Here is a 20,243-nt window from a genome sequence, read left to right as displayed (position 1 = left end):
CTCAGCAAAAAATCAGTTGATCCAGCCGTCTACCTTGTCGGCGTTGTCGGTCATCCATTGGTCAGCGACCGCCTCGATGGACTGCCCGTCCAGATCGATGGCGGTAACCATCGCGCCCATTTCGTCATTGGTCAGCGTGTAGTTGCGGATGATCTCGGCCGCGCCGGGCCACTTGTCCTCGACGCCCGCCCAAGCGACCTTCCAGATCGGTCCTGTCGGCTTGCCGCAATCATAGGCGGCGTCGGGGTTTATGCCGACGCTCGGATCCTCGTAGCAAGCCTTGGAGTATTCGGGGAATTCCACGAATTTACCGTCGTATTTGGTGGTCGACCAGTGCGGCGAATAGATCCACAGGACGATGGGCGCCTCGCGCTGGTAGGCCGATTCAAGTTCGGCGAATAGCGCGGCGTCTGTGCCAGCATGGACCACTTCGAAATCCAGGCCCAATGCCTCGACGCGTTCTTCGTCAAAGCCGCCCCATGTGACCGGCCCGCCGAGGTATCGACCCAGCGGGGCCGTCTCGGACGTGGCGAATTCCTGCGCGCAATCGTTCAGTGCCTCCCAGTTTGGCAGGCCGGGGCAGCGTGCCTCCATATAGCTGGGATACCACCATTCCTCGATGGCTATCATGCCGCCTTCGCCCATGTTGACGACGTTGCCAGTGCCGATGGCCTCATCCATTGCCTCGCGGCCTGTCGTCTCCCACATCTCGACGGCGACGTGCAGATCGCCGGTCTTGAGGCCCGCAAATTGGGCGATGTAGTCGGCTTGAACCAGTTCGATATTGTAGCCTGCCTGCTCCAGCACGTCCTTGAGGATCGTGGCGTTGACGATCTGGCCGGTCCAGTCATGCGTTGTCAGGCGGATCGGATCCTGACTTTCGACCTCGGCAAGGACGGGCGCCGCGAGCGTGGCCAGCGCGGCGGCGGAAATGGCGATGCGTTTCATTAAATGGGACTCCCTGAATATCGGCTGCGCCTCGTTCGGTCGGGTGCGGCCTTATGACCGTAAGTGAACCGCAGAAAGCAACATATGGCAACATAAAATGTGGTTTTATGTTGGATTATGTGGCGCGTCATGCCAAAATCTGCTTGCACACGGCGCGGCGCAATGCGACCCCGGCAGCGCCCCTTATTAATCGGCAGGCCCCATGGACAGCGCCCATCCCACGCACCGACAGCAGGAAATTCTTGACGCGCTGCGTCGCGCGGGTGGTTCGCTGCGCGTACAGCGTCTGGCGACCGAGCTGGACGTCAGCGAGGAAACAGTGCGCCGCAACCTCAAGCCGTTGGCCGAGGCGGGCCATGTAGAAAAGATGCATGGCGGCGCGCGTCTGGCCGAGATCGGCGGCGAGGGCGACTTTCAGCACCGGCTGCGGATCGCACCTGAGGCCAAGCAGCGCATCGCGCGCCACGTCGCGGCGATGATCCCCGATGGCGGATCGGTCTTTCTGGATGTGGGCAGCACGACCAGCTACATCGCCGACGCGCTGCGCGATCACGCGGGGCTGCTGGTGGTGACCAATTCTGTTTCGGTCGCCTACAAGCTGGCGACGCGGGGCGGCAACCGCGTCTACATGGCAGGGGGCGCGCTGCGCGCCCATGACGGCGGCGCGTTCGGGGCCGAGGCGATGGCCTTTGCCGGTAATTTCAAGACGGATCTGGCGGTGTTGTCGACAGCAGGCATTACGGCGCAAGGCGGTTTTATGCTGTTCGACCTCGAAGAGGCGAATTTCAGCCGCGCGATCATCAAGGGCGCAGCACGGCGCATCGTGGCGGCGGATTCCGCCAAATTTGGCCGCGCGGCGCCGATCAAGCTTTGCAATCCGGCGTTGATCGACACACTGGTAACAGACACGGCCCCGCCCGCGGATCTGGCGGCGGCGGCGGCAGAGTGGAACACGCAGATAGAGGTGGCAAGCGTATGAGTTTGATTGAGATTGCGGCCATCGCCGCGCGCATCGCAGAGGATGCCAGTGCCGTTCCGATGCGCCATTTCCGCCAGTCCGACCTCGGGATCGAGACCAAGGACGACGTCGATTCCAGCCCCGTCACAATCGCTGACCGCGCCACCGAAGAGGCGATCCGCGCGGCACTGAGCGCCGAATTTCCCGGCCACGGCATTTTTGGCGAAGAGTTTGGCATCGCAGGATCGCTGGACGGCCCCGCCTGGATCATCGACCCGATCGACGGCACGCGGTTCTTTCTGACGGGCTATCCCGGTTTTGGGATGCTGATCGGGCATTTGCGGGCAGGTGTGCCGCAGATCGGTATCGTGCGGATGCCTGCGCTGAATGAAACATTTGTCGGCATTCGGGGCGGTGGCGCAACGTTGAACGGCGCGCCGATTGCGGTGCGCGCCACCACGCGGCTAGAGGATGCGCGCCTATATATCAACGAGGCCGAGCGCACGCATGTGCATGATCCGGCGCTATTCGCGCGGCTGTGCAAAATTGGTCACACGCGGCGCATGTCCCACGATTGCTATCCTCACGCGCTGGTCGCAGCGGGACAGATTGATGCGGTGACAGATATCGGCCTTGAGCCTTACGATTTCATGCCGCTCGTTCCGCTGATCGAGGCGGCTGGCGGGATCATCACGGATTGGGAGGGGCGACCGCTGGCCCTCGGTTCGGACGGGCGGGTCGTCACGGCGGCGACGCCTGCTCTGCACGCGGCGCTCTTGGACGTGCTGAACGGCTGAGATCGGGCTCGCTACTGCTGGGCCTTGGCGTGGGAGCATGTTAAGGTTGCTGTAGATTACCGGCAAAAAACCAACATGACGTATTCCGACTACATCCCCAAGGGCGCGGCCAGTTTTCGCATCGCGCGCGTCGAAGCGCCGCGGATGTTTGATTTCGTGCTGCTGCCCAAGCTGACGATGCTGGCGTTGTCGGCGGCGATCGAGCCTTTGCGCGTGGCCAATCAGATCTCGCAGCAGGAGCTGTATCGTTGGCGCACGATGACGCCGGCTGGCGCGCCCGTGCGCTGTTCGAACAACATTTCCATCGTGGCTGATGCGCCGCTGGGGCCGCCTGAGCGGGGGGCGCGCGTGTTCGTCTGCTCGGGCGTCGAACCTGCCGAGACGCTGGACACCGGCGTCACGCATTGGGCCGCGCGGCAGGCAGCGCATGGCGTGCCGGTGGGCGCGATCTGCACCGGGGCGTTCACGCTGGCCAAGGCCGGTCTGCTGGGGGGGCGGACTTTTACGCTGCACTGGGAAAACCAGCCCTCTTTTGTCGAGGCTTATCCCGACCTTGTGCCGACGCCGAACCTATATGAGGTGGACCGCGACCTGATGACGGCGGCGGGCGGATCCGCGTCGACCGACCTGATGCTGAGCGTGATCGAGGCTGATTTCGGCCACGATTTCGCGCTGGTCGTGTCGGATATGTGCCTGCACGGGCGCAGTCATTCGGACCATGCGCCCCAGAAAACCGCCCGCTCGGCGGTTATCGGCAGCCGCAATCGGCACCTGATCGCCGCGATGCGCCTGATGCACTTGCACCTCGAAGAACCGCTGAGAGTCGAAGAGATCGCGCAACAGACCGGCATCTCGAAACGCCAGCTTGAGCGCAGCTTTTCCCAGCATACCGGCCTCAGCCCGCGGCGCTATTATACCGACATGCGCCTCGCGCGGGCCTATTCGCTGCTGAGCGAGACGGATCTGCCCATTGCCGAGATCTCTGCCGCGACCGGCTTTGGCGGAACATCGGCCTTTGCGCGGGCGTTCCGCGCCAAGTTTGACGTGGCGCCAGGGAAGTTTCGCAAGAGGTGGTGAGGGGCGCCATTTTGCCCGGCTTCCGCCGCGCCTATTCCGCTGCCGAAGGCGATCCCTCGGGCGTATAAATCACGCGCGTGTCCTCGTGAAAATCATGCAGGTTCAGCGGCCAGCGGGCGCGGGGCCAGCACATCTCCATCTGTAGCCTCTGCGGGCGATAGACCGCCGTATAGAGCGTGCCGAACCCCTCGTCGAAGCGCGATGAATAAAGCGGTGGGCGCAGGAAGGCGTTGATGAATTTCTCTTCGGGATCGACATGCAGGGTCAGACGTTGCAGCAGATAGCGCTCGCGCTCGACCGTCGCTGTGAACCGCGCGTGGCTGGCCCACTCGACCCGCTCCTGATGGTTGGTGGCGACCGCCTGATGGGTGATGGTGGTCTTGCGGTCGGGGGCCATTAGCGCGGTCAGGAATTTGCGCTGAGCATCGACCACGGTGACGTTGTAACTCATATGGGTCGGCACGCGGGCCAGAACGCGGCCCGCCTCGGCGGCCGTCTCACATGTTTGCAGTACGTAGCGCAGGATCAGCGGCACGCCGAAGCCGTCGCCAACCACCCGCCGGCCGCCGAATGTCAGGGAGACGGCGAGGCCCGCATCATTGATCCCGTCGACCAGCCCCCAGAGCCCGTCGGACGTGCCCATGACGGCGCGGCCCTGCCAATTGGTGCGCAGGGTCAGGCTGTCGAACGCCTTGGGCGAGTAGTCGTAATTGCGCACCAGAACAGGCTCGGCCCCCGGCCAGATCGCCTGTGAACATGACGATAGGTAGGGGGGCGGGCAATAAAAGCTGAGAAAGCGCGCAGCGTGGTCCGTGCCGCCCGCCAGTTCGCAGAGCTGATCGTAGAGCGGCAGTAATTCCGGCATATGCGCGCGCAGCGCCTTGTGACTGTCCAGAAAGCCGGGCCGCGCCTCGGGCCCCTCGCGCGCCCACCAGCGATGGTAGTCGGGCCAGTATTCATGGAAAAGCCCGGCCCATTTCGGGCCGGGTTCATCCTCGGAGATTGCGCGCCAATTCAGTTCCATCAAGCCATCTACATGATCTTGAAGGCCGGATCGGCAAGGGCCGGTCCTGCCTCGGCTGTGGGCATGGGACGCCCGTGAACGCCCTTTTTGATGCCATGAATCCAGCGCTTGCCACGCTCGTTCAGCTTGAATCCGTTGGTCATCGAGCGTCCGCGCGTCACCAGAATGCCAATATCGGCCCCCTCATAGCGATAATCGCCGGGTTGCAGAATGCGCAGAAAGAATGCCTCATTCTCGGACCCAACCGCGCGGCGGTGATAATCAAACCGGTTAAAGTCGATGCTGCCATCGTCGCGCATCCGGTAGATGCCAGTTTCGGGCACTGCGGTCGCGATGTCGACGGTATCTTCGGTATGTTTGATGACCATCTGCGACCACGAGTCGATCATCTTGGGATCGGCCCAACGGCTGTTCAGTTCGTCCACGTCCAGCTTGAATTTCTTTTTCGAGAATTCCAGCAGGTGGAAGAGGAACAATGGCGCGTCGGCATGGGCGAATGCCGCGTGATTCGTCATCGACGAACAGCCGGTGATGCGCGGGTTCAGTTCGCCCAGCCAGATATCACCGGTTTTCTTGTCAATCAGGAAATCCAGCTCAAAATAGCCGCGATATCCCTCCTTGCGCAGTTGCTCGCCGAATTTGAAGGTCAGTTCACGGGCCTTCTGGCGCACTTTGGGTGGGAAGGCTGTCGCAAAGATCTCGTTCCCGCACCAGCCGCCGCGATAGGGGGTTAGTTCTTTGAAGCCAACAAGCTCGGTCATCAGCGGGCCGACGATGGTGCCCTCCTTGGTGGCGCAGGCCTCAATTGCGGAACCGCGGCAATCGATCCGCTTCATGATCTTGATCTCGCCCTCGCCGACGATCTCGTGCTCGTGGCGGCGGAAATCGGCCTCGGACTTGATGAAAAACGTGGTGTGGCCACTATCGCCATAGGCCGATTGCAGCACCAGATCGTGGCCGAGGCCGGCTTTGTCGCAAATCTCTTTCAGATGCTCGTAGTTCTCGACGACGCTCAGCGTGTTGGGCACAGACGGCACACCCGCCTTGTTGCCGATGCGGACCGTCTCGATCTTATTGTCCATCTTTTGGCGCAGCTTGGCTTTGGGGAACCAGACGTCGGCGCCCAGTTCCTTGCTCAGCCGCTCAGTTTCGGCGTCAAACATCAGGAACACGAATTTCGGCTTGCCGCCACGCCGTTTGATGAGGTCGATGACCTCCTTGTGCTGCAGCAGATAGTTGTTGATGTCCTCAATCGACTGGAATTCGGCATGAGGCTGCTCGGACGGGACAAACGTGTTCGGATGCTTGCCGCCATAGCAGTCTATATAGCTGATAAACTTGAAATTCTTGCACCATTCATCAAGGCCCAGCAGGTTGAAATTGGTGGCCGATATGAAATAGATCGGATCCTCGTTGCGGTGAAAGTGGCGACGGATTTCCGAGATATTCTTGAGCTCTGCGGACATGGTTGTGGTCCTCCTGTTGGTAGGGTCGTTTTTTATTTTGCTCTTGTCGTCTAGAGCTTTGCGCGCGCGTCGTTCAGTTTCAAGCGCGCTGTGTTGGCCTTGCCTGCGCGTTTCAGCGCGTCTTGCGTGAACACGCGTAGGCCCAGATCGCCGCGATAGCCGTGGATTTCGCTCACATCCAGCGCGCGCATGAATGACAGGATCTCGTCGCTGACCACCTGTCCCGGCACCAGAATGGGAAAGCCGGGCGGGTAGGGGATGATGAATTGCGACGATACGATATCCTCGCCGCTCTTCATCGCGTCGTGGATCGAGCCGTCAAGTTCGAGGTAGTCGCAGTTCTTTTCGTCGTAGCTGAGGAAAAAGGCCGAGCGGATGTCGCCCTCTGGCGTCTCGCTGCCCGAGCGGAACGCATCATGGAAACGCGAGAAATCGGGCAGGGGGGGCAGGTCGTCCATCAGGTTCGACACACGCTTTTGAAACCCGCGCCGCTCCATCATCGAGGCGTCGTCCTGCAATTCGTCCAGTTCGCGCGCGATTTCGACCAGCACTTCGATGAGGTAGGCGACCGAGGATCGCGTCGTGCCGATATTGGTCATGAACAGGACCGTATTGCGCGACGTTTTGTTGATCTGGATGCCGTATTTATCCATCAGGATTTCGGTCTTGAACGTGTCGCCGTCCCAGCCGGTTCCGCCGACCGAAAGGGTCACGCGCGTTGCGTCCAGCACGAATTCGTCGTTTTCCCAACACTCCCACATATCGGTCCAGCCCTGATCGGAATCGTAGTAGCTGCTGACGCCGCTTTCGCGGTGTTCTTCGGGGATCATGTCGCCTGCGGTCAGAACCTTGAAATATTTCTGCAAGAGCGGATGGGTCGATATCGCGCGGCGCATCGACATGGCCGCCTCGACCTGCCGCTGCACGAACTCAAACCCTTCCAGTTCGACCTGACGACGCCCCACGTCCAGCGATGCGATGATCTGGTAGTTGGGTGAGGTCGACGTGTGGGTCATGTAGGCCTCGTGAAACGACGCCTCTACCTCGCCTTTGAAGTCCTGATCGTTTACGTGGATCATCGATCCCTGGCGCAGCGACGTCAGCGTTTTGTGCGTCGATTGCGTGGCATAGACGCGCACGCGAGAGTTGGGCGGAGGCACCAGACGCGTGTTAATCAACGTCTCGTCGTCGGCATCCTTCAGCAGCTCCTGTTGGGCCTCGTAGGCCTTGGCGTGCGCTTCGCTGCGGAACCGTTCGCGCAGGTTGTTTGCAGCGTTCATCGCGGTGCGCTGGCGGTATGTGGGGCCAAAGCGGGCAAAGGCGAACCACGCCTCGTCCCACAGGAACACAAGGTCCGGCTTGATCGCCAGACATTCCTGCATGACCCGCTCGACGTTATAGACAATACCGTCGAATGTGCAGTTGGTCAGCAATAGCATGCGCACGCGGTCCAGCTTGCCGGCTGCTTTTAGCTGCAGCAGCTGCGCCTTGATGTCCTTGAGAGGGACCGCGCCATACATCGAATATTCGTTCAGCGGATAGCTATCGAGGTAGCAGACCTGCGCACCGGCCAGCACCATGCCGTAATGGTGCGACTTGTGGCAATCGCGGTCGACCAGAACGAGATCTCCGGGCCGAACAAGGGCTTGGACGACGATCTTGTTGCAGGTCGAGGTGCCGTTGGTGGCGAAATACGTCTGTTTTGATCCAAACGCACGGCTGGCAAGGCGCTGCGCCTCTTTGATGGGGCCGTGCGGCTCTAGCAGGCTGTCTAGGCCGCCAGAGGTGGCAGAGGTTTCGGCCATAAAGATGTTAGGCCCGTAAAACGCACCCATGTCCTGAATCCAGTGACTGCGGTTAATCGACTTACCTCGGCTGATCGGCATCGCGTGGAAAACGCCCGTTGGCTGCTTGGAATACTCGACCAGCGCGGTAAAGAACGGTGTTTTATAGCGCGCCTGCACGCCCCTAATAATGTTCAGGTGCAGTTCGAGGAAATCCTCCTGATTATAGAAAACGCGGCGACAAATCCCCAGATCCAGCCCCGCGATATCCTCGGCCGAGCGGTCGGTAATCAGGTATGCGTCCAGCTCGGGGCGCACGCGGGCGATCAAGCGGCACAGTTCGGGGCCGTAGTTGCTGGGGTCCAGCTCTTCCAGCGCCGCTATGCCGCCTGCACGGTTGAGATACCGTTCAAGTATAGGCAGCACCATTTTTGAGTGCAGCGTGAGGCCGGGGCGCACCACGATGGCCTGAATGTTGTGATTGAAAAGTACGCCCATCAGCGCGTCCTGAAGGCTGGGCACGACGACCGGCTCGTAGTGGAAGGGGTCTTCGGGGCGGCGCATCCGCTGGAAATTACTCTTGAGCCAGCGCTCCTGATGTTCGTTCAGGTTATCGACCACCATGACCTCGAAATAGGGCTTGCTCAGCGCGCGCGCCTCCAGCGATTGCATCGCCTCGTCGTCGTGATCATCGGCCTCGGTGCCGTCGCGGTCCAGCGGGATTTGGCGGCGCCGATACGCGCCGCTGGTCAGTGCGCGGGTGATGCGCTGCACGGTAAAGGCCAGCTCGCTGTAGTGGCCGGCGTCAAAGTGACGGCGCAGCACGTCGAATGCGGCAGTGCCGGGAAAGGCCCAGAACGTCTCGATCGGGGCCAGTTGATCGAGCAGCTCCTCGATCTGTTTCGCCCCGCTTTTCGTTGGGCGGCCTCCCGATGCGCCGCCCCTGTCGACCCGGATCATTTGAGCCGTGGCTTCGCGAAGCGAACTCCACCGGTCGGCCCTGAGTTGGACCGCCGAATAATAGTCTGCCATCGAATGCATATCACTTCCCCGCTATTGACGGGCGATCAGAAAATGAAGGCAAAGATAGTGCGGGCAGATTCTGATCGTCCGCATTTTTTATGGTGTTAATTGGTGATCGGCGGCGCGCCTCCGGCGTTGGTACCCGGCGTCATGCCGACCGCCGCTTGGGCGCTTTCTTGTGTTTTCTCTAGAACGGGCGGGGCGCCAACTGTGTCATGCGTGCCCGGACGTGCGCCCAGATCTCGGCCCAGGTCGGCGCGTGCAGCGCCGGATGTGTCCTGGCCCGGAACGACCAGCGGACCCAGCCCGTGCAGATAGGCGTCGGTGCCGCTGGTGCGGTCATAGACGGAAAAATCGACTTCGCGGTCGCGAAAACTCTTGAGGACCTGGCCCAGCCCCTTCATGCCGCGCTCGCGTTGGCGGCGCACATGGCTGAGGTCGATCTCGATCGGAAACATATCCTCTTGGCCTGCCGACTGGTGCAGCACGGTCGAGGTCGGATCGATCACGCAGGATTTACCCACACCGCCCGCGCCAAGGCCGTTGACGTCGATGACATAGCACTGGAACTGCGCCGCCGTGGCACGCGCGATCGACAGCTCGGCCTCGCGGTCGGTCGTGCCGGTCAGAACCGGGTGCAGCAACACCTCGACGCCCTGAGACGTCATCTGGCGCGTCGTTTCGGGAAACCACATGTCATAACAGATCGACAGGCCGAACCGGCCCACATCGGGCACGTCAAAGACGCAAAAATCGGTGCCCGCCTCGACGCCGCCCTCATAGGGGCGGAACGGAAATATCTTGCGGTAGTTGCACACGATTTCGCCCGCCGGGTTGATCACGGTCGAGGTGTTGTAGATGCGCCCGTCCTCAGCGGTCTCGAACATCGAACCGGGGATCAGCCAGATGTTATGGCGGCGCGCAGCCTCGCAAAAACGGTCCACCGTTTCATTGCGTAGCGGCAGCGAAAACTTGGTCAGCGGCCCGAACGGGGCCAGCTCCGAGAAAAGCACCATCTGCGTCCAAGGAAAGCGCGACATCAGCAGGTCCAGTCGGTGGATCATGCCGTCGACATTGGATTGCAGAGCGTTCACATACATCTGAACACCTGCGATTGCGAATGGCATCATCGGTGGCTTTTCCTCTGCTTTCGCCTTTGCGTTCGGCCACCTTACGACAAGTGATCTTGAAATAACAACAGAAGACGCTGGGGGCGTGCGGCCTTTACGCTGCGTCAACGCGCGCTTGCTTGGCGACATCTTGAATGACCGGCGCGGCGATTGCCGACGCCGTGGGTCATCCACTTTGATGTGATCTGATAGGCCGCTCAGACTGGTGCGCCATCAGCAATTGGATGCGCTTTGCAGCACATAGCGGTTACGTTCCCTTAACGATTGCCGAATGCCAAGGGCGGCGTGCTGACTGGTTGGGAGCAGGAACCGGCGGCGGGAAATCTAATCCCAAATCCGTCTTGGATAAGCCGTCGTCCTGCGCCGGGCAGTAGAGCCACTTTGTCGTGCTGTTGGTGTGGTACTTTCACCACTTGATTTCAGGACCATTCACCGCATGACAACAGACGCAATACCAACGGAAATTCGGCGTCAGGCGCTTTGAATCCGGCTGTGCACCTATCCAGTTTCGCAACGTCTCAAGCTGCATGCACTTGCGTAAACCTTAAAAATCCACCAAAGGCTAACATTGGTAAGCATCGGTGGGCGAGACGAATGGTAAGCTAGTGTCAATCGTCAAGCAGGACCTTGGTCATTTGCAACTCCGCAGCAAAACGTGGTGCAAGCCAGATATTTCCAAATTTAATCCGTCGCAGAAAAGGACAGGCATCGTGCAGTCTGAGGACTATAATATTGGTATGAACACGGGTATGAACACAGGCACCGTGACAGAAAAGAGAAGTGTTTCGTTGGTAGGAATTCTGGCGCGTTATCGTCAGCCCAGCCCGGTGCGCAGCGTGTTCGAATTGAGCATCACCGCCGTCTCTTTTTTCACTCTTTGGATACTGACCGCTTTGGCGGCCGTGAACGGTTTTTGGTGGGGCCTTTTGCTGACCATTCCCGCGGCTGGATTTCTGGTTCGCTTGTTCGTGCTACAGCATGATTGCGGTCATGGCGCCCTGTTCGCGGGCCGCCGGCTCAACGATTGGATCGGCCGCACGATTGGTGTCCTGACATTGACGCCCTATGATTATTGGCGTCGCACCCACGCAACGCATCACGCAACGGCAGGTGATCTGGGCAATCGCGGTATGGGCGAAATCAGCACCCTGACCGTGGCCGAGTATCGCGCCCTGCCTTGGTGGGGACGCATGCGCTATTGGCTCTATCGTCATCCTATTGTGCTGTTCGGCCTCGCGCCTGCGTGGCTCTTTATCTTTCAATACCGGTTGCCCCTTGGCCTCATGCGGGCGGGAATGCAGCCTTGGGTATCGACCTTCGTGACCAATCTGGGCATCGCGCTGCCGGTTGTTATCCTGATCTGGCTGATGGGTATCGGGCCGTTCCTTTTGGTGCAATTGCCGATCACCATTATGTCGGCGACCATCGGTGTCTGGCTGTTTTATGTCCAGCACCAGTTCCCCGATACGCATTGGTCCGAGGGTGATGAATGGAATTTTCAAAGCGCCGCACTTCATGGCAGTTCTCACTATGATCTTCCGCTGATGCTACGTTGGTTCACCGGCAATATCGGCATCCATCATGTGCATCATTTATGTTGCCGGGTGCCGTTCTACCGTTTGCCTCAGATCCTGCGCGATCACCCCGAATTGCGCGATATCGGGCGTATTACACTGCTGCAAAGCTTGGGCTGCGTCAGGCTGACGCTCTGGGACGAACATGCCAAACAACTGATTTCGTTCCGCCAAGCGCGCCTGTCTGCTGGCAATCCCGCCCTATAACGGGTGTCGTCGGCAAGGATACCGGATCCGCCCGGAGGTGGCGGCTGAAAAAGATTGAAGGAAAAGTGTTCTTTAAAAATACTTCGTTGCCCATATTTTATGAGGACGCAAACTGCAAAACACGATGAGAGGTCGATCAGAGCAGGGAGGACACCAAAATGGAAGTTTTCGATCAGTTCGCAGAGGAATACGGGCGCACAAAGCTCGTTGAAATGACGCTGCAGGATTATCTGCTGGGATGCCGCGAAGACTCGGGGCTACGGGCGACTGCGGCGGAACGGATGGTGTCGGCCATCGGGGAACCCGAGCTGATCGACACCAGTCAGGATCAGCGGCTAAGCCGGATTTTCCTTAACCGGACGATCAAACGATACAAGCCGTTCGAGGATCTCTTTGGCATTGAGGAGACTATTGAACGCATTGTCGGCTTCTTTCGCCATGCCAGTCAGGGCCTCGAGGAACGCAAGCAGATCCTCTATATGCTGGGCCCGGTCGGGGGCGGCAAATCAACCCTCGCCGAAGTGCTTAAAAACCTGATGGAGCGCGAGCCGATCTATGTGCTGAAGGCTGGCAATGACATCAGCCCGATCTTTGAATCGCCTCTGGGCCTGTTTGATCGCGCACAAATGGGCGACCTGCTGGAGAGCAAATATAACATCCCCAAAAGACTGCTGAACGGCCTCATATCGCCTTGGGCCGTCAAAAGGCTGACCGAGCTTGATGGCGATGTGTCCAAGTTCACGGTCGTCAAACTCTACCCATCAAAGCTGCGCCAAATTTGCGTCGCCAAGACTGAGCCCGGCGATGAAAATAATCAGGACATTTCATCGCTGGTCGGCAAGCTCGATATTCGCAAACTGGAGGATTTCAGCCAGAACGATCCCGACGCCTACAGCTATTCCGGCGCGCTGAACCGCACGACGCAAGGCATGATGGAGTTCGTCGAGATGTTCAAAGCACCGATCAAGGTGCTGCACCCCTTGCTGACCGCAACTCAGGAAGGGTCATATGTCGGGACCGAGAATATCGGCGCCATTCCCTATCAGGGCGTCATCGTCGCACATTCCAACGAGGCCGAATGGCGGCAATTTAAGACCAACAAAAACAACGAGGCATTTCTCGATCGTATCAGCGTCGTCAATGTGCCCTATTGCCTGCGGGCCAGCGACGAGACCCGGATTTATCAGAAACTGCTCGATGAGAGCAGCCTCAATGATGCATCCTGCGCGCCCGAAACGTTAGAGATGCTGGGCCGTTTCAGTGTGCTTACCCGCCTGAAAGAGCATGAGAACTCTCCGCTTTATTCCAAGCTGCGCGTCTATGACGGTGAAACGCTGAAAGATACCGACCCCAACGCGCGCTCAGCGCAGGAATATCGCGATGCTGCAGGTGTCGACGAGGGTATGAACGGGATGTCGACGCGGTTTGCGTTCAAGGTATTGTCCGAGACCTTCAACCACGACACCGAGGAAATCTCGGCAGATCCGGTGCATTTGTTCTATGCGCTGGAGCAGGCAATAAAACGCGACCAGATGCCCGAAGAGACCGAGAGCAGCTATCTGGCCTTCATGAAGGACGAACTTGCCCCGCGCTATGCGGAATTTATCGGCAACGAAATTCAGAAGGCCTATCTGGAATCCTATTCCGACTACGGTCAGAACCTGTTTGATCGCTACATCGCCTATGCCGACGCATGGATCGAGGATCAGGATTACAAGGATGCCGATACCGGCCAGCTCTTTGATCGCGAAATTCTGGAGCAGGAACTGGAAAAGATCGAGAAGCCCGTCGGGATCGCCAACCCCAAGGACTTCCGCAACGAAGTGGTCAAGTTTGTGCTGCGCACGCGGGCCGAAAACCACGGCAAGAACCCGGACTGGCGCAAGTATGAAAAGCTGCGCCGCGTCATCGAAAAGCGGATGTTCGGGCAGATCGAGGATCTGTTGCCCATCGTCAGTTTCGGCGCCAAGCGCGACAAGGAAACCGAAGCCAAGCACAACGAGTTTATCGATCGTATGATTGACCGGGGTTACACGCGCCGACAGGTCAGACGTCTGGTGGAATGGTACATGCGGGTCAACAAGGCAGGGTAACAAGTGAGGGAGGACGCAGGCAGATGGCCCATTTGGTTGATCGCCGCCTGAATCCGAAAGGCAAAAGCCACGGCAATCGCCGTCGCTTTATCGGGCGCGTCCGTGCGGCGGTGAAAAACGCAGTTGATGAGAGCGTGCGCAATCGGGACATCGCGGATGCCGATGGCGAGAAAATGATCACGGTGCCCGCAAAGGGCATCGCCGAGCCCAGTTTTCGCCACGCTGCCAAGGGCGGGCGGCGCCAGTGGGTGCTAAGCGGTAACCGGAGTTTCAGCGTCGGCGACCGGATCAGGAAACCGCCCTCGGGCGCGCCCGGCGGAGGTGGCCGCGAGGGGTCTGCGGATGGCGAGGGCGAGGATGATTTCCTGTTCCTGCTGACGCGCAACGAGTTCCTGGAGCTTTACTTCGAGGATCTGGAGCTGCCCGATCTGGTCAAGCGCAGCCTGAAAGAGATCAAGGCCGCCAAGCCGATACGCATGGGATATACGGTTGCTGGGACGCCGGCCAATCTCAGCGTCATGCGCACGATGCGCAATGCGTATGGCAGGCGCATAGCGATGCGTCGCCCCAAAATTCGCGACCTCGATGATCTGATCTTGCGCATTCAGGCGCTTGAGGCGCTGGACATGCCCGATGCCGCAGAACTGGCGGAATTGGGAGAGTTGCGCGAGCGGGTGGACCTGCTGCGCAAACGGCAGCGCAGTGTGCCCTTCGTCGATCCGCTGGATGTGCGCTACAAGTTTTTCGAGATGCGTCCCGAACCGTCGTCCAAGGCCGTGATGTTTTGCCTGATGGACGTCTCCGCCTCGATGGGCGAGCGTGAAAAAGACCTCGCCAAGCGGTTTTTCGTCCTGCTGCACCTCTTTCTCAAGCAGCGCTATGACAAGATCGAGCTTGTTTTTATCCGCCACACCCAGACCGCCAGCGAGGTCGACGAAGAGACGTTCTTTCACTCTCGCGAGACGGGCGGCACCGTGGTCAGCACCGCGCTGAAGCAGATGAAAGAGGTCATCAACCAGCGATACCCACCGTCCGAGTGGAACATATACGCTGCGCAGGCATCGGACGGCGAAAATTACGGCGGCGATTCCGAGGTTTGCGCCGATTTGCTGCAAGAGGCCCTGATGCCGCTCTGTCAATATTTCGCCTATATCGAAATTTTGCAGGAATCCGAGGTCAAGCTGATGAACAGCGACGACAATGGCATGGAACTGTGGCGCGCCTACCGCAAGGTTGCGGGCCATTGCCCCAACTTCGCAATGAAGCGGATAGCGACCCCCGCCGACATTTACCCGGTGTTTCGCGAGCTTTTCGTCAAAAAAGGGCAGGGGGTGTCTGATGCCTGAACAATCTGGCTCTGCGCCGCTTTTCGAGTCCACCGAGTGGAATTTCGACGCGATCCAACGCAGCTATGACGCGATCGAAAAGATTGCGATCGATGATCTCAAGCTGGACGTTTATCCCAATCAGATCGAGATCATCTCAGCCCAGCAGATGGTCGACGCCTATTCGTCGAACGGTATGCCGCTGATGTATCGCCATTGGTCGTTCGGCAAACGCTTTGTGCATGACGAGCGGCTTTATCGCAAAGGCGCGCGCGGGCTGGCCTATGAGATCGTCATCAACTCGAACCCCTGCATCAGTTATTGCCTCGAAGACAACAGCATGGCCTTGCAGGCGCTGGTGATCGCGCACGCGGCATTCGGTCACAATCATTTTTTTAAGAATAACCATCTGTTTCGGCAATGGAGCGACGCTGAAGGGATACTCGACTATCTCGAATATGCGCGTGAGTTCATCGCGCGTTGCGAAGAGAAGCATGGCGATCACGAGGTCGAACAGCTTCTTGATGCCGCCCATTCATTGATGCACACCAGCGTGTTTCGCCACCGCCGTCCTGCCAGCATCTCGCTGCGCGAGGAGCGGGCCAGACAGCGCGAGCGACTGCGCGACGAGGAGGCGGCGGTGCATTACCTCTGGAATTCGTTCGAGCGTGCCCGACCCCAGAGAATTGTTGACGAACATGTGCGCGAACGCAAACGCGCGATGAAGCTGCCCGAGGAAAACCTGCTCTATTTTCTAGAGCGCCACAGCCCGATACTGGAGCCGTGGCAGCGCGAAATACTGCGCATTGTGCGTAACATCGCACAGTATTTCTATCCCCAGCGGCAGACCAAGGTGATGAACGAGGGCTGCGCGTGTTTCGTCCACTATTACATCATGAACGCACTGCACAGTTCGGGCCGTCTGAGCGACGGTGCCATGTTCGAGATTTTGCACAATCATACCAACGTTCTGACGCAACCGGATTTCGATGCGCCACACTCTGCAGGGATCAACCCCTACGCGCTTGGGTTTGCCATGATGCAGGATATCCGGCGCGTCTGCGAAAACCCGACGCCCGAAGATCACGAATGGTTCCCAGATATCGCAGGCGTAGACGACTGGCGCGGCGTGTTGCAGGATGCCTGGGCCAATTACCGCGACGAAAGTTTCGTGCAACAATTCCTCGGACCAGAGGTGATACGCCGGTTCCACTTGTTCGCGTTAGCCGACGACGCCAAGGATTCCTTTTGCACGGTCAGCGCGATCCATGACTCGCGCGGCTATCACGCGGTGCGTGACGTCATGGTTGCCAATCTCGACATTTCAGGGTCGGATCCGGATATTCAGGTGGTCGATGTGGACCTGCTGGGCGATCGCTGGCTCAAGCTGTGTCATGTCCAGCGCGATCATGTCCCTCTCGACGCCGAAACGCGCGACGCGACGCTAGATAATATTCGCAGCCTTTGGGGCTATGACGTCGTACTGGAGGAGCGTAGCGACTGAGATGATCCTCATCGGATTCGCGTTTAAGCGATAGTTTGATGGGCTTGTGCGGTTTGGTCGACAGGCTTAGTCAGCCCAACCTTTTGCTTGTGTCTTCAGTCACATTTCCCTCTGCAATGCGGGCAAAGGCCTTGCGCCAACCCGGTGCCAATTCAGAGAGTTGCGCCAGCTCCTTGGCGTTGCGCCGGGCCGTTTGTCCATTCAGACGCGCATGGGTGACGGTCGCGACAGGCCAGTTCGGCTGTGGCCGCTCAACCAACTGGATTGTATCACCTTGGCTGACAATGCCCGTCTCTAGAACGCGGTAATACCATCCTGTGCGCAACGTTTTTTGAAATAGATGGGCCATCTGATCCTTTTCGGTGTGCATATTCAGCTTCCAGCAGGGCTGCCGCCCTTGGCTGATCTGCACAAGGGCTGTTCCAATGCGAAAGATATCCCCAATGCAAACCTCAGTTTCCAGCAGCCCGTGGGTCGAGATATTCTCGCCAAAGGCTGCAGGGTGGGTGCCGGGGGGGATCATGCCTTCGGCCTGCCAATCCGCATAGTGATCGGCGGGATAGTGATGCACCGCCTTTTGCGGGCCGCCATGCACCGTCAGGTCCGCCTGTTGATCCATTTCGAACCCGGTAAGGGTCAATGATTGCGGCCCCTCGGCAGAAGTCTTGTCAATGGCCGACGCGGGTTTGCCGGCCCACCGCTCCCGGGCAGGACCCACAAAAAGGCCCTCAATCACGTAGGAATCGAACTGGGTCATCAGGCAGGCTCCTGCTCGTGGCAAATCTGTTCTGTCTCCGCAGGGTCCAGCGCAACCTGCAAAAGCTTGCAATAGCCTCCGGCACCTGTCGGCTTGAAATGTCGGCAGGTGCGGCAGATGCCAAAGGGCTTTGAGCCGTTCTTGCGCATTGCTAAGTTCAACAAACGCTGCATGGAGGATTCGATCTGGGCACGGTCATTCTCGGGCATCTCTTCTAGCACCGTCAGCAGCAGAGATCTGGTTCCAACCATCCTCCGCCCTGCATCCGTCAGCCGATAGCTGATTGAACGCCTGTCCATGTCCGAGCGTTCTTCGGCCACAAACCCTTTGCGCATGAGTGCCTTCAAGGTCTGGGACGTTGTTCCCCGTGTCGTCCCGAGAAAATCGGCGACGTGGGAGGGGGATCGCGAAAAGCGATTGGCGCGCGCAAGATAGTCGAGCGCGGCACGCTGCGCCGGATTCAGCGTCCCGTCCCAATTTTCCGCTGAGTCCAAGCGCGCGAGGCGGTTGATCAGCGCGCGTATTTGTTCAGTTTGCATCATGCCCTTTTTATAGCGAGTCGAAATCACTATTGCAATATTAGCGACTCGCTACTATAAGAATCGACACGTATCAAATCCATGCCATCAAGGGGACCGACGCCATGACCAGATATCTTCTTTCCATTCTCGCGCTGAGTGTAAGCGCTTCTGCCGGTTTCGCCGACAGCGATCACGCGCTTGATCAGGAGGGCGCAATCCTCTCGCCCGCCGACGAGGCCATCGTCGCCTCGTTTGATATCCTTGCCGCGCATGCACACCGCAATGCCAATCAGGTAACGTTTCACATGACCACAAACGGGGTGGCGGGCGCAGACACGCCTGACCCAACCGGAGCGCTTGGTGGAGCGTCTGTACAGTCCTACGTCTGGCCAACATCACTGGACCCGGCGGCTGTCGGGTTTGAGGGAGGAACGGGTATTCTTGCCCTTGCCGCGACCAGCCACCCCGATTTTGACGACACGCCGTTGGTCGACGAAAACCGCGACGGTGATCCGGCCAATGACGGTCTGATCTGGCACAGCCATTGGGTCGTGCTGACGCCGACCGAACCCTGTGGCCCCGGTGCGCTGGCCGTTCGCGACATCCCCGAAGGCGAAACCCCGAAATTGCCGGCCACTTGGCCCGGTCTGCCGATATTCCTCGACAGCCCCGGCTTTACCCCACTGTTTGACGGGCCAGAGATCAAGGTAACCGTGGGCTTTGCCAGCGATGTCGAAATTGCCGATGCCGCTTATGATGGGGTGACCGCCGCCTTGCGGGTCAATGCCAATATCCACGCGCCGCTGCTATGCGTCACGGATGTCTTTGACGTCGCCTCGGGCGACCTTTCTTTGCCGGGGGTCCTGCAGTAACAATAGGTCGGGCCACACGCTCAGTCTGCGTGGCCTCTCACACCATGAATGGAGGCGAAAATGTCAGATACCTGGTTGCCATCGCTACGGACCGCCACACCGCAGGAGGGCTATGACCTGGCGGTCAAGCTTTCGCGGGTTGCCGTCAAAATGACCCAACCTGACGCCGATGCGCGCACCCGCTTGCGCGAGGTCTATGAGAATGATGCGTCAGCGCTGATCGCGGTGTCGGCGGTCGTTGCCACGCATTTTCAGACAGTCGCCAAAGCCAACAAGTATTGGGCGGACACGTGACACAAGCCCCCGAGTTGACGGTCGCGCAGTGGTTCAACACGCCGCGCGACCTGAAACTGGCCGACATGCGCGGCAAGGTCGTCGTTATCGAAGCATTCCAGATGCTGTGTCCGGGATGCATCCTGCATGGAATTCCGCTGGCACAATCGGTTCAGCGCATGTTTTCGCCCGAGCAGGTGGCAGTTATCGGCCTGCACACCGTGTTTGAGCATCATCAGGCGATGACCCCGGTGTCGCTGCAAGCGTTCCTGCACGAGTTCAGGGTTACCTTTCCGGTGGCAGTCGATGCCCCCGGACCGGGCGGCATGCCCCTGACCATGGCAGCCTATCAAATGCGCGGCACGCCAAGCCTGTTGATCATCGACCAGCGCGGCGCGTTACGCGCACATCACTTCGGGCAAGTGTCCAACCTGCAATTGGGCGCCGAGATTGCCTCGCTGTGTGCTTGCGAAACGATGTGGCGACCCCCAAAAGGCGCGCAAGTTTTGGGATCAGGCAGCACCGCCTGAGAGGTCGCAATACCTTTCTAGGACACCGAAAGTCAGGTGTCGACGCTGTGACCTAAGCCAAAGGGCGTGCAAGAACGACCATATTGGCGAGACGAGCAGCTTTGACGATATAGGTGTCAAAGCTGATGGCCCGGTGCACATTGCGCCTGCTCTGCCATCGGTGCCGGGCGTGATTATATCCACGCCGAACGGATGATCGAACGTGTTTCTCAGGACGCACCCAGCGCCACGGTCTCGACACAGATGGATGTGGTGGGAATGTCGAATATTTCGGCTGGGCAATTTATCATCCATCGCCCGTCAGCATCTGCTCCATTTCATCGAACTGGCGCGCGCAAGGCGCACAGGATTGCGGCGCAGCCATGCGGGCGCGCCGAGTG

At 59.2% G+C, this 20,243-nt stretch carries 17 protein-coding genes; 10 read left to right on the top strand and 7 right to left on the bottom strand.

Features of this window, described 5'->3' with window-relative positions; translation table 11 throughout:
- Positions 1-12 precede the first annotated feature (12 nt).
- Complete coding sequence (locus U3654_RS08340) at positions 13-948, bottom strand: ABC transporter substrate-binding protein (protein ID WP_324754873.1); 936 nt, start codon at positions 946-948, stop codon at positions 13-15.
- Positions 949-1,150: 202 nt separating this feature from the next.
- Here U3654_RS08340 and U3654_RS08335 point away from each other — a divergent pair, with 202 nt between their 5' ends.
- The 3 genes from U3654_RS08335 to U3654_RS08325 all read left to right on the top strand — a co-directional run bounded on the left by U3654_RS08335 (position 1,151) and on the right by U3654_RS08325 (position 3,780).
- The gene (locus tag U3654_RS08335; protein WP_324754872.1) at positions 1,151-1,927 is read left to right on the top strand and encodes a DeoR/GlpR family DNA-binding transcription regulator; all 777 of its coding nucleotides are present in this window, start codon (positions 1,151-1,153) and stop codon (positions 1,925-1,927) included.
- Positions 1,924-2,703, top strand: a complete 780-nt coding sequence (locus U3654_RS08330) for an inositol monophosphatase family protein (protein WP_324754871.1) — start codon at positions 1,924-1,926, stop codon at positions 2,701-2,703. Before U3654_RS08335 ends, U3654_RS08330 begins: the two co-directional genes overlap by 4 nt.
- A 75-nt stretch (positions 2,704-2,778) precedes the next feature.
- The gene (locus tag U3654_RS08325; RefSeq protein ID WP_324754870.1) at positions 2,779-3,780 is read left to right on the top strand and encodes a GlxA family transcriptional regulator; all 1,002 of its coding nucleotides are present in this window, start codon (positions 2,779-2,781) and stop codon (positions 3,778-3,780) included.
- A gap of 31 nt (positions 3,781-3,811) precedes the next feature.
- Here the strand turns inward: U3654_RS08325 and U3654_RS08320 are convergent, their stop codons facing one another.
- From U3654_RS08320 to U3654_RS08305, 4 genes are all read right to left on the bottom strand, one after another.
- Complete coding sequence (locus U3654_RS08320; protein ID WP_324754869.1) at positions 3,812-4,804, bottom strand: C45 family peptidase; 993 nt, start codon at positions 4,802-4,804, stop codon at positions 3,812-3,814.
- 8 nt (positions 4,805-4,812) lie between these two features.
- A complete protein-coding gene (locus U3654_RS08315) occupies positions 4,813-6,270 on the bottom strand; it encodes a biotin carboxylase (RefSeq protein ID WP_324754868.1) in 1,458 nt (485 codons plus the stop codon).
- A 50-nt stretch (positions 6,271-6,320) separates the two neighbouring features.
- Positions 6,321-9,095, bottom strand: coding sequence for an ornithine decarboxylase (locus U3654_RS08310; protein WP_324754867.1), 2,775 nt, complete (start codon positions 9,093-9,095; stop codon positions 6,321-6,323).
- Positions 9,096-9,181: 86 nt separating this feature from the next.
- Complete coding sequence (locus U3654_RS08305) at positions 9,182-10,207, bottom strand: carbon-nitrogen hydrolase family protein (protein WP_324754866.1); 1,026 nt, start codon at positions 10,205-10,207, stop codon at positions 9,182-9,184.
- 749 nt (positions 10,208-10,956) lie between these two features.
- On the opposite strand from U3654_RS08305, the gene U3654_RS08300 reads away from it, so the two are divergent.
- The 4 genes from U3654_RS08300 (at position 10,957) to U3654_RS08285 (ending at position 16,910) form a co-directional block, all read left to right on the top strand.
- Positions 10,957-11,988, top strand: coding sequence for a fatty acid desaturase (locus U3654_RS08300; RefSeq protein ID WP_324754865.1), 1,032 nt, complete (start codon positions 10,957-10,959; stop codon positions 11,986-11,988).
- A 158-nt stretch (positions 11,989-12,146) separates the two neighbouring features.
- Positions 12,147-14,081: a PrkA family serine protein kinase gene (locus tag U3654_RS08295; RefSeq protein WP_324754864.1), complete on the top strand. Its 1,935-nt coding sequence runs from the start codon at positions 12,147-12,149 to the stop codon at positions 14,079-14,081.
- A 23-nt stretch (positions 14,082-14,104) separates the two neighbouring features.
- Positions 14,105-15,427 (top strand): YeaH/YhbH family protein, encoded by a 1,323-nt coding sequence (locus U3654_RS08290; RefSeq protein WP_324754863.1) that lies wholly within the window; start codon positions 14,105-14,107, stop codon positions 15,425-15,427.
- On the top strand, positions 15,420-16,910 hold the full coding sequence (locus U3654_RS08285; protein ID WP_324754862.1) for a SpoVR family protein: 1,491 nt from the start codon (positions 15,420-15,422) through the stop codon (positions 16,908-16,910). Before U3654_RS08290 ends, U3654_RS08285 begins: the two co-directional genes overlap by 8 nt.
- Positions 16,911-16,980: 70 nt before the next feature.
- On the opposite strand, the gene U3654_RS08280 is transcribed toward U3654_RS08285, so the two are convergent.
- On the bottom strand, positions 16,981-17,667 hold the full coding sequence (locus U3654_RS08280) for an MOSC domain-containing protein (protein WP_324754861.1): 687 nt from the start codon (positions 17,665-17,667) through the stop codon (positions 16,981-16,983).
- Positions 17,667-18,209: a MarR family winged helix-turn-helix transcriptional regulator gene (locus tag U3654_RS08275; protein WP_324754860.1), complete on the bottom strand. Its 543-nt coding sequence runs from the start codon at positions 18,207-18,209 to the stop codon at positions 17,667-17,669. Before U3654_RS08275 ends, U3654_RS08280 begins: the two co-directional genes overlap by 1 nt.
- A gap of 101 nt (positions 18,210-18,310) precedes the next feature.
- On the opposite strand from U3654_RS08275, the gene U3654_RS08270 reads away from it, so the two are divergent.
- From U3654_RS08270 to U3654_RS08260, 3 genes are read left to right on the top strand one after another with little or no spacing between them, the layout of a single operon-like run.
- The gene (locus tag U3654_RS08270; RefSeq protein WP_324754859.1) at positions 18,311-19,060 is read left to right on the top strand and encodes a hypothetical protein; all 750 of its coding nucleotides are present in this window, start codon (positions 18,311-18,313) and stop codon (positions 19,058-19,060) included.
- Positions 19,061-19,120: 60 nt separating this feature from the next.
- Positions 19,121-19,354 (top strand): hexameric tyrosine-coordinated heme protein, encoded by a 234-nt coding sequence (locus U3654_RS08265; RefSeq protein WP_324754858.1) that lies wholly within the window; start codon positions 19,121-19,123, stop codon positions 19,352-19,354.
- On the top strand, positions 19,351-19,863 hold the full coding sequence (locus tag U3654_RS08260; RefSeq protein ID WP_324754857.1) for a redoxin domain-containing protein: 513 nt from the start codon (positions 19,351-19,353) through the stop codon (positions 19,861-19,863). The genes U3654_RS08265 and U3654_RS08260 overlap by 4 nt, the downstream gene beginning before the upstream one ends.
- Positions 19,864-20,243 lie beyond the last annotated feature (380 nt).

This window comes from Roseovarius sp. Pro17 (genome assembly GCF_035599575.1).
GTDB lineage: Bacteria > Pseudomonadota > Alphaproteobacteria > Rhodobacterales > Rhodobacteraceae > Roseovarius.
Note: the sequence above shows the minus strand (reverse complement) of the source record. Positions and strands in the feature narration are given on the sequence as shown.

Bases quoted from the DNA above. Each gene is read 5' to 3' on its own strand.
- U3654_RS08340 (WP_324754873.1), bottom strand. From the start codon at position 948: ATGAAACGCATCGCCATTTCCGCCGCCGCGCTGGCCACGCTCGCGGCG.
- U3654_RS08305 (WP_324754866.1), bottom strand. From the start codon at position 10,207: ATGATGCCATTCGCAATCGCAGGTGTTCAGATGTATGTGAACGCTCTG.
- U3654_RS08325 (WP_324754870.1), top strand. From the start codon at position 2,779: ATGACGTATTCCGACTACATCCCCAAGGGCGCGGCCAGTTTTCGCATC.
- U3654_RS08295 (WP_324754864.1), top strand. From the start codon at position 12,147: ATGGAAGTTTTCGATCAGTTCGCAGAGGAATACGGGCGCACAAAGCTC.
- U3654_RS08300 (WP_324754865.1), top strand. From the start codon at position 10,957: ATGAACACAGGCACCGTGACAGAAAAGAGAAGTGTTTCGTTGGTAGGA.
- U3654_RS08330 (WP_324754871.1), top strand. From the start codon at position 1,924: ATGAGTTTGATTGAGATTGCGGCCATCGCCGCGCGCATCGCAGAGGAT.
- U3654_RS08265 (WP_324754858.1), top strand. From the start codon at position 19,121: ATGTCAGATACCTGGTTGCCATCGCTACGGACCGCCACACCGCAGGAG.
- U3654_RS08315 (WP_324754868.1), bottom strand. From the start codon at position 6,270: ATGTCCGCAGAGCTCAAGAATATCTCGGAAATCCGTCGCCACTTTCAC.
- U3654_RS08285 (WP_324754862.1), top strand. From the start codon at position 15,420: ATGCCTGAACAATCTGGCTCTGCGCCGCTTTTCGAGTCCACCGAGTGG.
- U3654_RS08275 (WP_324754860.1), bottom strand. From the start codon at position 18,209: ATGATGCAAACTGAACAAATACGCGCGCTGATCAACCGCCTCGCGCGC.
- U3654_RS08270 (WP_324754859.1), top strand. From the start codon at position 18,311: ATGACCAGATATCTTCTTTCCATTCTCGCGCTGAGTGTAAGCGCTTCT.
- U3654_RS08280 (WP_324754861.1), bottom strand. From the start codon at position 17,667: ATGACCCAGTTCGATTCCTACGTGATTGAGGGCCTTTTTGTGGGTCCT.
- U3654_RS08320 (WP_324754869.1), bottom strand. From the start codon at position 4,804: ATGGAACTGAATTGGCGCGCAATCTCCGAGGATGAACCCGGCCCGAAA.
- U3654_RS08335 (WP_324754872.1), top strand. From the start codon at position 1,151: ATGGACAGCGCCCATCCCACGCACCGACAGCAGGAAATTCTTGACGCG.
- U3654_RS08290 (WP_324754863.1), top strand. From the start codon at position 14,105: ATGGCCCATTTGGTTGATCGCCGCCTGAATCCGAAAGGCAAAAGCCAC.
- U3654_RS08310 (WP_324754867.1), bottom strand. From the start codon at position 9,095: ATGCATTCGATGGCAGACTATTATTCGGCGGTCCAACTCAGGGCCGAC.